This window comes from Wolbachia endosymbiont of Drosophila baimaii, from assembly GCF_028982185.1.
In the GTDB taxonomy this organism is placed as follows: Bacteria; Pseudomonadota; Alphaproteobacteria; order Rickettsiales; family Anaplasmataceae; genus Wolbachia; species Wolbachia pipientis.
Genome location: NZ_JAPQLE010000121.1, coordinates 1 through 9,695, shown reverse-complemented (window position 1 = coordinate 9,695; position 9,695 = coordinate 1). Strand labels below are relative to the sequence as shown.

Annotated in this window: 9 protein-coding genes, 1 tRNA gene and 1 pseudogene; 6 read left to right on the top strand and 5 right to left on the bottom strand. The window is 35.7% G+C overall.

All coding sequences use genetic code 11. The features are described 5' to 3' along the window. From OZD66_RS04165 to OZD66_RS04155, 3 genes are all read left to right on the top strand, one after another. On the top strand, positions 1-186 hold a 186-nt coding region (locus OZD66_RS04165; RefSeq protein ID WP_275022293.1), incomplete at its 5' end, for a hypothetical protein. Positions 187-218: 32 nt separating this feature from the next. Beyond that, complete coding sequence (gene polA / locus OZD66_RS04160) at positions 219-2,786, top strand: DNA polymerase I (RefSeq protein ID WP_182367360.1); 2,568 nt, start codon at positions 219-221, stop codon at positions 2,784-2,786. 50 nt (positions 2,787-2,836) lie between these two features. After that, a complete protein-coding gene (locus tag OZD66_RS04155) occupies positions 2,837-3,859 on the top strand; it encodes a hypothetical protein (protein ID WP_182367440.1) in 1,023 nt (340 codons plus the stop codon). Positions 3,860-3,895: 36 nt separating this feature from the next. On the opposite strand, the gene OZD66_RS04150 is transcribed toward OZD66_RS04155, so the two are convergent. From OZD66_RS04150 to OZD66_RS04135, 4 genes are all read right to left on the bottom strand, one after another. Beyond that, positions 3,896-4,675, bottom strand: coding sequence for an exodeoxyribonuclease III (locus OZD66_RS04150; protein ID WP_006279450.1), 780 nt, complete (start codon positions 4,673-4,675; stop codon positions 3,896-3,898). Next, the gene (locus tag OZD66_RS04145; RefSeq protein WP_182367357.1) at positions 4,675-5,382 is read right to left on the bottom strand and encodes a uroporphyrinogen-III synthase; all 708 of its coding nucleotides are present in this window, start codon (positions 5,380-5,382) and stop codon (positions 4,675-4,677) included. The genes OZD66_RS04150 and OZD66_RS04145 overlap by 1 nt, the downstream gene beginning before the upstream one ends. A gap of 253 nt (positions 5,383-5,635) precedes the next feature. Further along, on the bottom strand, positions 5,636-6,133 hold the full coding sequence (locus OZD66_RS04140) for a hypothetical protein (protein ID WP_010962975.1): 498 nt from the start codon (positions 6,131-6,133) through the stop codon (positions 5,636-5,638). Positions 6,134-6,203: 70 nt separating this feature from the next. Beyond that, positions 6,204-6,288 (bottom strand) — tRNA-Leu (locus tag OZD66_RS04135). A gap of 62 nt (positions 6,289-6,350) precedes the next feature. Between OZD66_RS04135 and tldD the strand changes: the two genes are divergently transcribed. From tldD to OZD66_RS04120, 3 genes are all read left to right on the top strand, one after another. Beyond that, on the top strand, positions 6,351-7,769 hold the full coding sequence (gene tldD, locus OZD66_RS04130) for a metalloprotease TldD (protein WP_182367354.1): 1,419 nt from the start codon (positions 6,351-6,353) through the stop codon (positions 7,767-7,769). A gap of 55 nt (positions 7,770-7,824) precedes the next feature. After that, entirely contained in the window at positions 7,825-7,965 is a 141-nt protein-coding gene (locus OZD66_RS04125; protein WP_153296798.1) for a hypothetical protein, read from the top strand. A gap of 90 nt (positions 7,966-8,055) precedes the next feature. After that, a complete protein-coding gene (locus OZD66_RS04120; protein WP_182367351.1) occupies positions 8,056-9,303 on the top strand; it encodes an IscS subfamily cysteine desulfurase in 1,248 nt (415 codons plus the stop codon). 34 nt (positions 9,304-9,337) lie between these two features. Here the strand turns inward: OZD66_RS04120 and OZD66_RS04115 are convergent. Beyond that, positions 9,338-9,695: pseudogene (locus OZD66_RS04115) on the bottom strand (Rpn family recombination-promoting nuclease/putative transposase); the annotation flags it as partial.

Here is a 9,695-nt window from a genome sequence, read left to right as displayed (position 1 = left end):
TTAACTATTGCATTCCAGAACAATTTGATGCATCATTCTTTTTGTAAAAAACATTCCAAACTTTCTCTCCACTTTTTCTGGGTAAGGTCATATGTGTACATCCCCATCATGAATGCTATTTTCGGTAAAATCTCTTACAACGCTCAAAAGCAGAAAAACAAAAACTTGATTTTCTCAGCTAAATAGTGGACCATCAAAAGCACGCATAAATATCTACAATGAAAGAAAAAACTTTCACAATCATCGATGGCTATGGTTTTCTTTTCAGAGCTTACTACGTACTACCTCACTTAATTACCACAACAGGAATGCCAATAGGTGGTGTATATGGCTTTCTGAATATGGTTCTTAAGTACATTGCCCATTCGGACTACTTAACTATAGCACTTGATGCAGGGAAAAAGAATTTTAGGCACAATTTATATCCTGAGTACAAAGCGAACAGAGTAACGCCTCCTGAGGATCTAACTCCACAGTTCACCATACTGAGGGAAGCGGTAGAAGCTTTTAACCTCAGCTATGAAGAGATTGAAGGTTATGAAGCAGATGATATAATTGCAACACTAGCTGCAAAATACGCCAACCACCAAGACTTTAAAGTGGTAGTCGTTTCATCAGATAAAGATTTATTTCAACTCTTGAACCACAATATTTTAATATTCGACCCCATTAAAAATATATATATAGATGAAAAACAAGTAATAGAAAAATTTGGCGTAAACTCACACAAGCTTCTTGATTTATTTTCTCTAACTGGTGATGCATCTGACAACATTCCAGGCGTTCCAGGAATAGGCCCAAAAACTGCCACTAAATTATTAGATGAATTTGATTCATTGAATAATATTATAGAGAACATTGATAACATCGAGCAAACGAGGATTCGTAATATTCTTACCGAACATAAGGAAAAAGCATTGATTTCAAGAGAACTTTTATCACTATGCGAAAAAGTAGACCTTCAACATGATATTGCAAAATATGAAGTCCATTCTCCAAACATGGAGAAACTATTATCCTTTTTAAAGAAGTATGAATTCAATTCCTTAATAGGTAAAATGGAAAAGCTTTTTTCCTATAGTGGGTCCAGCACAGAAAAGAAAACAGAATATAGTAGTGAAGAATTAGAGAAATTTTTAGAGCACTGTAGATATGAAGGCAAAATTGCAATTCATTGCCATCTTGAAAACAATGTATTAAGTCTATCTTATAGCGAAAGTAATATTTTTTATATAGAGCAAGACAGCATACAAGATGCACTCATTATAATTAACTTAACTTTGCTCTCAAATGGAGTGCTTAAAATAATACATAACATTAAAGAGATCAGGAAAATCTTCCCTACAGTAGAGAAGATGCTAGATTCAGTTGATGATTTGATGATAATGTCGTATAGCTTGGATACAGGAAAGCATGATCACAGTATTCCAAACATAGTTGCGCATAATTTGAGTGAAAATGCAGAAATTTTCTCGGCAAAAACTTTAATAGCAATTCATGAAAAGCTAAAGCAAAGGTTATTTCAGGAAAAATTGCTCACAATTTACGAGCGCTTCGATAAGCCACTTATGAAAGTAATATTTGATATGGAGAAAAATGGGATATTACTGAACATACAAAAATTACAGGAGCTGTCCGATAAATTTCAGCAGGTAATTGCCGTGCTTGAAGATGAGATATATAATTTGGCAGGAGAAAGATTTAATATTGCTTCGCCAAAACAATTAAGTGATGTTTTATTCAACAAAATGGGGCTTAATAAAAAGAAAAAGTCAAAAAAATCTGGATCGTATAGCACCAATTATGAAGTTCTAGAGGCACTCGAAGAAGAAGGGGTAGAAATCGCAAGTAAAATTCTAAATTGGCGACATTTAAGTAAATTAAAAGGCACCTACACTGATGCGCTAATAAAGCAAGTTGATTCCATTGATGGTAGAATACACACAAGCTTTTCAACGACTGCAACTGCAACTGGAAGGCTGAGCTCCAGCAATCCTAATTTACAGAATATTCCTATCAGAAGCGAAGAGGGAAATCTCATCAGACAAGCATTTATTGCGCCAAAAGGGCATAAGATAATTTCTGCCGACTATTCACAAATAGAGTTAAGACTCCTGGCACACGTTGCAAACGTTGCAGCATTTAAAGAAGCTTTTGCAAACGGACAAGATATTCATGAGATCACCGCTAGGCAAGTTTTTGGAGTGCAAGAAATAGATGAGCAATTAAGACGCAAAGCAAAATCCATCAATTTTGGAATTATATATGGCATTAGACCATTTGGTCTTGCAAAGCGGCTTGGAATTACCATTGCGGAAGCTGCTGAATACATTAATTACTATTTTTCCTGTTACCCAGAAATAAAGGCCTATATGGAAAAAGCAGTGTCTATCGCAAGATTGCATGGTTATGTAGAAACTTTGTTTGGCAGGAGATGCTTTGTAAGAGACATAAACAATACAATTCCTTATATAAGACAATTTGCAGAAAGGGCAGCAATAAACGCACCACTGCAAGGCACCACCGCTGATATAATAAAACGTGCGACGATTCAGCTTTTTGACCAATTAAAAGTAGGTAAAATAATCCTCCAGGTTCACGATGAACTACTGGTTGAAGTAGAAGACGAAAAGGTACAAGAAACAGCAAAACTTGTGAAAAATATAATGGAAGGTGTAGTAGAAATTTCTATACCACTTGAAGTAGAAATAAAAGTTGGCGACAACTGGGCTCTTAATTATGACTTAAACATGGCGGATTCTAAGAGTATAGATTATTTGAATTAATATGAAAAATATGCTACAATTGAAGTATAGTAAATGTGAGTAACTCAGTTATGACAAAAATATTAACTCCACAAACAAAGAATTTGGAACCTTCAAATCAGGTAACTAACAAAGATGAGAAAATTTTTGAAAAAGAGGAACATCAGGTAATCTATGATTACTTTGTAAAAGTATTAGAAGGTAAAGCCGAATTAAAGGAGAACAAAGAAATAACTGATTATTTTATATCAGCTTATAAGGACATACTACTTAATAATGTCAATCCAAAAGATATAAAACCACTCAGTGAAGAGAATTTTTCTCAGTTTTTACTTTCTATGTTTAAAGAAATTAGAGAGCAAGGCTTAGCTAGAGAAGAGAAATTAAATAATGATAAAATACAACAAATAATAACCAAGTGTGTAGCTGATATACGGGGTACAGAAGCTAAAGATTCATCCATAAAGTTTGTATTGGAAATGCTGCTGCTGCTAATTGGAGGGATCAAAATAGACCCGAAAAATATTTCTGGCTCCTTTATGGATGGGATGAAAGAAAAAATACCATTCTTAGGTAAAGACAAGAAAGAAGAGGATGAACCACCACTCAGTGATGAAGAGATGGTAACAACGTTCTTAAGCAAGATCTTTTTTCCTGTCCTTCTTTCCACTATTCCAATGTTAATTTTTGGTCCTACTACACTCGGAGTAGTTCTTACTGCTATCGGCACAATATTTGCCATAAAAGGAGGAGTGGAGGTTCTTTTTTCAAATAACAAAAAAGGTACTTTGTATGACCCTAGCTCACAAGATAAAGATGATACAGAAAAGAGAGCAAAACTGAATGGAAAAATTCTCGAGGGCATTGATGATATTTTAAAAACCCCAGTTACAGAAGTTGAGAAAGGTACCTCTGTTTCTGAACAAATTTCCCAAGGAAAAGAAAAGAGTGAAAAACAACCTGTTCCTGAGCAAATTTCCCAGGAAAACAACAGGGGAAACGAAGAAAGCAAACAGCAAGATCAACCTTGGACAAGAAAGGAAAACAAACGAAGGGAAGAAAACACAAGCAACAAACAAGCAAGGATTACCTAAGTTTGCCAAAAAGTGAGTTGTGTAAGAGGTCTACTATTATTCTATAGCACATACAACAGGAGTATGGTCAGACGGATTTTCTAGCTTACGCAATCTATCATCTATGTAGCATGTTTCCAATTTATCTACAGCTTGTGGTGATAACAGCATATAATCTATTCGCATTCCTTGGTTATTTCTGAGTGAATTGCCTTGATAATGCCACCAAGTGAATTGTTGCAAATTTGGGTGAGATATTCTAAACGCATCTTTAAACCCAAGATTCAAGATCGCTCTTAACTTCTCACGTTCTCTTATATGAAAGCACACTTGGCCATTCAATAAATTTGAATCAAAGACATCAATTTCATCCGGTGCAACATTATAATCGCCAGCTATAATAGTTAACTCTTCATTTTTTAACAAAGTGCTCATCCTTTCATATAGATTATCAAAAAACTTGAGTTTATATTCAAATGCTTGAGAGTCCGGGCTTTGACCGTTTGGAACGTATACACTTCCCACCCTTACCTTCTGATTATTGTGCTTTATTATGCACTCTATATAACGCGCTTCTTGATAACCTTCTACGATATCAATCTTAAACTTCTCCAGTATCGGATATTTAGATAAAACACAAACGCCATTTCTTGCAACTTGTCCATAGACAGCACATTCATATCCCAGCTTCTCTATCTCTGCATAAGGAAATTGCTCTTCCATACATTTTATCTCTTGCAGCAAAATTATATCTATCTGACTATCAACTATAAAACTACAAAGTTGGTTAACTCTTTTACGTATGGAGTTTACATTCCAAGTTGCAATCTTTAGCATCAACAATCCTTATTAATTATATCAATTAAACTCTCCCCAGTAGGCAACCTCGATGTTATAATTTTTTTCCATTTGATTAACTTTAAACTATCAGCAATGTTTTTACTCATGGTATATGCAACTGCATTATTCATCACATGAGATAGCCCACTTTTTAGAACTAATGAACAAAATATCCTTGCTGTCTGTGAGGAAAAAAAAGCAACACTATCAATTTTACCATCCAATAGTAAATTTTTACACCTATTAGTTAGATTCCTTTTTATAATTGTTTTATAGAGTACAACTTCTCTTACGTTAAAATCTTCTTCAGATAATCTCTTTTTTAGGTCACATGATACTTCTTGTCCCCTTATATACAAGAACTTTATTGCGTTTGAATAATGAGCTTTTATGAATGATATCAGACCATCAACGTTGCTGTCTGCTGAGATTATATCAAAAAATCCCAAATTTTTTGCAGCCTGCATGGTTGAATTACCAACTGTAATAATCGGAAAGTCATCCTCTTTGCATATTTGACTAAGAGCCTTTACACTGTTTTTACTTGTAGATATCACAACGTCAAATTCGTACGCAGATATATCAGGATTTAAGTACTTTATTGTGAATACTGGTTCTATAAAAACTTTGTATCCATACTTTCTCAATATATTTCTTGTATTGAACGAGTCCAATAAAGGCCTCGTTAATAAAATAGACTTCATTCTGATTTATTTCACTACTAGTAAAATAGTACCCTTTATACACAAATTACTGAATAAAAACTTTTATTTTGATAGCTTGAGCAATTATTCAAGTAATTGATGTGGAAGTAGGAGTACTAAGCGCTCCTACCCCAATAAGCCCACAATTTCTGCTTACACTTTTTTGACGCTAATTACATCGAACTCTTTTGAATGGCTTCCTTCAGTGGAATTATATAGCTAATATTCCTGTATAAGTTAAATAAGTTAATACTTAAGCTTGTACTCTTGCAGTATTTGAAGAGAGATTCTCAAGGACGTTTTTTGTCTGTGGTTCACTAATCATAGTTTGAACGATATTAGCTGCCATAATAACACAGCCTAGAATAAAAAAAGGCGTAGAAACAAAATAAATAACAGAAGACTCAAAAAGCGACATAGATGCAATACCTCCTATTAGAAATGAAGCACTGGATGCTATATCAAGATAGATCTTTGTTAACTTTTTTTGTCCTGGAGTGTTTTTTATGCCAGATTTCTTATTAAGATTCTGTTGTCGGGAATGATCATTTAGTGACCATATATTTAAAGCAAACGAAAGTGCACTGAATATAGTGCCGGCAATACTAAAATACAGACTTAAGACAGGAATATTCAAGACCAATGCCGCTATGTATCCAATGAAAGAGATAGTAGATAGTGTAGTAACTAAGCGTTTCGAGTAAGTTCGTACCTTCTTTCTGTAGGCTAACTTATCTTTTTCACCATACATAGCATAAATATTACCTAATACGTTATATTATAGCATTAATTAATTCAACAAGCAATATGGAAGCTAAGAGTGCCCGAGAGAAGACTTGAACTTCCACAACTTAAAAAGTTACTAGCACCTGAAGCTAGCGCGTCTACCAATTCCGCCACCCGGGCTTTTTATAGTTTACTATGTTAAAGTTAAATAATATACTTAAACAATTTTTAGTTCAAAGGTAATGCCAAATCTAGATCAAATATTTTTTGCTCAAAACAATGTTAATATTAATAACGTATATAAAATAGTCAATAACGCTTTGAGCAATAGCGATGGTGGTGAGCTATTTCTAGAATTTTGCCAGTCGGAGTCCCTGGTTTTTGAGGATAACATATTAAAATACATGGACTTGAATACTAGAAGGGGATTTGGTTTAAGGTCTTTTTGTGAAGATGGTACATCTTTCGTTTGTTCTTCTGAGATCAGCGAAAAAGAAATTAGTAATGCTGCTTCTATGGTAAAAAGCTCAGTGTCTTTAAACAAGACAAATTCAATAAATTTAAACGAAGAGACAAAAAGCCTATATTCGAGGATTAACCCTATAAATGGAATGGATCTGAATTCAAAGATTAAGCTACTCAATGAGGTTAATGAGTATGTAAGGTCCAAAAATAACTGCGTGAAGCAAGTAAAAATAACTCTAAGTGGAGAATGGCAAGTTGTACAAATAATAAAGGGTGATCACAGATTAAGCGATATCAGGCCTCTGGTACGTTTTAATGTGCTAGTCATTGTAGAAAAAGATGGCCGTGCCGAAAGAGGTTCTGCAGGGCATGGTGGAAGGGACTCTTATAGTAAGTTTATTTCTGAGAAAAAGTGGAAAGAAGTTGCAAACCAAGCGTTAGAACAAGCACTGGTAAATCTTGAAGCAATTCCAACTCCAGCCGGAGAAATGACAGTCGTTTTAGGTCCAGGCTGGCCAGGAATATTGTTACACGAAGCCGTGGGTCATGGACTTGAGGGCGACTTCAATCGCAAAAAAGTCTCAGCATTTTCAAATTCTGTGGGTAAACAAGTAGCAGCTAGTGACATCACAGTAGTTGATGACGGAACTCTGCCCAATTTGCGCGGCTCTATCAGCGTAGACGATGAAGGCACTCCACCCAGTTATAATATATTGATAGAGGATGGGATCCTAAAAGGATACATGCAGGATCATATGAACGCTAAACTCATGGGTGTAAGCCCAACTGGTAATGGTAGAAGAGAAAGTTATAAAGAAGTTATTATGCCGCGCATGACAAACACCTATATGTTGCCCGGAAAGTATACACCGAAGGAAATAATATCTAGCGTAAAGAAAGGTCTATATGCGGTAAATTTCGGTGGTGGGCAGGTTGATATAACGTCAGGAAAATTTGTTTTTTCATCTTCGGAAGCTTACCTAATAGAAAATGGCAAAATTACACAGCCAGTAAAAGGAGCAACACTAATTGGTGATGGTCCAACAGTGTTGAAAAAAGTATCTATGGTTGGTAATGACTTAAAGTTAGATCCTGGTGTTGGCACATGCTCGAAAGATGGACAAAATGTGCCCGTTGGAGTTGGTCAGCCGACACTCAAAGTCGACGCAATAACTGTTGGTGGAACTGAGATATAGATAAGGGCTAAAACGGATTCCAGCGCACGGCGCACAGCTGTACAAACATTGTGATTTGGAAGCAATTGCCACCAATAGGGTGTCATCCCAGTGTCTGGGCACTGCCTTTGTGTTTGAGGCAAAACTGGCTATAACATTTAACACACTGCTTTCGCAAATAAATGTTCGTACAGTTATGTGTCAGCTACTTGGATGACACTTTTGTACTTGATGCAAGATTATATCTTGAAAAAATTAAGTTTTAATGCTATAAAATAATTGTAAATTTTGTCTCCGTGGTAGCTTTATGAATGTTGAAAGTAAAAAAATACACGATGCTAAAATAAAATTACCAATATTTCTTGATTATCAATCTACTACTAAAGTAGATCCCCGTGTTTTAGAGGTGATGATACCTTACTTTGGTGAGTTCAGCAATGCACACTCTCGCAGCCATTCATTTGGTTGGACTGCTGAAGAAGCAGTGGAAAAAGCAAGGAAACACATCGCTGATCTGGTGAACGCAGATAGCAAAGAAATTATCTTTACCTCAGGTGCAACTGAGTCAAATAATACAGCAATCAAGGGCGTTGCTCACTTTTATAAAAATAAAGGAAATCATATAATCACTGTCTGCACGGAGCATAAGTGTGTTCTGGATTCTTGTCGGCATCTGGAAAATGAAGGCTTTAAAGTTACATATTTGCCTGTTAAGCAAAACGGAATTATAGATTTATCAAAGCTTGAGGAAGCAATTACTGATAAAACAATCCTGGTTTCAGTGATGATGGTAAATAATGAAATCGGAGTAATTCAGCCTGTCAAAGAAATTGGTGTAATATGTAGAAAGCATAATATATTTTTCCACACAGATGCAGCTCAAAGCTTTGGAAAAGTTCCAATTGATGTTAATGAGATGTGCATTGATCTTATGAGTCTCTCTAGCCACAAAATTTATGGACCTATGGGAATAGGCGCATTATATGTACGTAGAAAGAATCCTCGTGTTAGGCTGATACCACTAATTAGTGGTGGTGGACAGGAAAGAGGCATGCGTTCTGGAACAGTTCCAACACCTCTTGCAGTTGGTTTTGGTGAAGCGGCACGTATTGCTAGAGAAGAAATGAAAAAAGAAACAACTAGAGTGGAAGAATTAAGGGATATTTTGTATAACAAGATAAAAGAAGCGTTTCCTGATATCGTTTTAAATGGTGATTATGAAAATAGAATTCCTGGCAACCTAAACTTGAGCTTTCCCTATGTTGAGGGTGAGTCTCTCATCATGGCAATCAAGGATTTAGCAGTAAGTTCTGGTTCTGCGTGCACGTCTGCGTCTCTTGAGCCTTCCTATGTAGTACGGTCGCTAAATAATGGCCATGACCTTGAGCATTCATCAATTAGATTTGGCCTAGGCCGATTTACAACTAGAGAAGAAGTTTTGTATGCAGCAGATCTTGTTGCTAAAAATGTTGGCCGACTGAGAGAAATGAGCCCACTTTGGGAGATGGTACAAGAAGGAGTAGATTTGAACACCGTGAAATGGGACTCTCATTAAATGTATCCGTTCCAACTGCAAATGCACTTTGAAATTACTCTGTACCGTTCACACTTAATTCTTCAATCTCACTAATAGAAAGGCCAGTAAACTTGACAATAGTGTTGACATCAACATTGTTAGCCAGCATTGCTTTTGCGACTTCGATTTTTCCTTCGATTTTTCCTTCAATCTTCCCTTCCTCTTTACCGATTTTGATGCCTCTTTCTTCGCCAATTTGGATGCCTTTTTCAGTAGCAAGGTCAAGTCTGTATTCAAGAATGGCTTCTTCTTTCCGTAGATCCATTATTCTTTCTTCATAAGCTACTAAATCTTTTTCATTCCAGCTAAACCTGTCTAATTCATCGTAGGCTAACTTTATTATTGGTGCTTTTTCTGCTATTTTCCTTAAG

Coding starts and splice junctions, on each gene's coding strand:
- OZD66_RS04155 (WP_182367440.1), top strand. CDS start 2,837: ATGACAAAAATATTAACTCCACAAACAAAGAATTTGGAACCTTCAAAT.
- OZD66_RS04120 (WP_182367351.1), top strand. CDS start 8,056: ATGAATGTTGAAAGTAAAAAAATACACGATGCTAAAATAAAATTACCA.
- OZD66_RS04145 (WP_182367357.1), bottom strand. CDS start 5,382: ATGAAGTCTATTTTATTAACGAGGCCTTTATTGGACTCGTTCAATACA.
- OZD66_RS04140 (WP_010962975.1), bottom strand. CDS start 6,133: ATGTATGGTGAAAAAGATAAGTTAGCCTACAGAAAGAAGGTACGAACT.
- tldD (WP_182367354.1), top strand. CDS start 6,351: ATGCCAAATCTAGATCAAATATTTTTTGCTCAAAACAATGTTAATATT.
- polA (WP_182367360.1), top strand. CDS start 219: ATGAAAGAAAAAACTTTCACAATCATCGATGGCTATGGTTTTCTTTTC.
- OZD66_RS04150 (WP_006279450.1), bottom strand. CDS start 4,675: ATGCTAAAGATTGCAACTTGGAATGTAAACTCCATACGTAAAAGAGTT.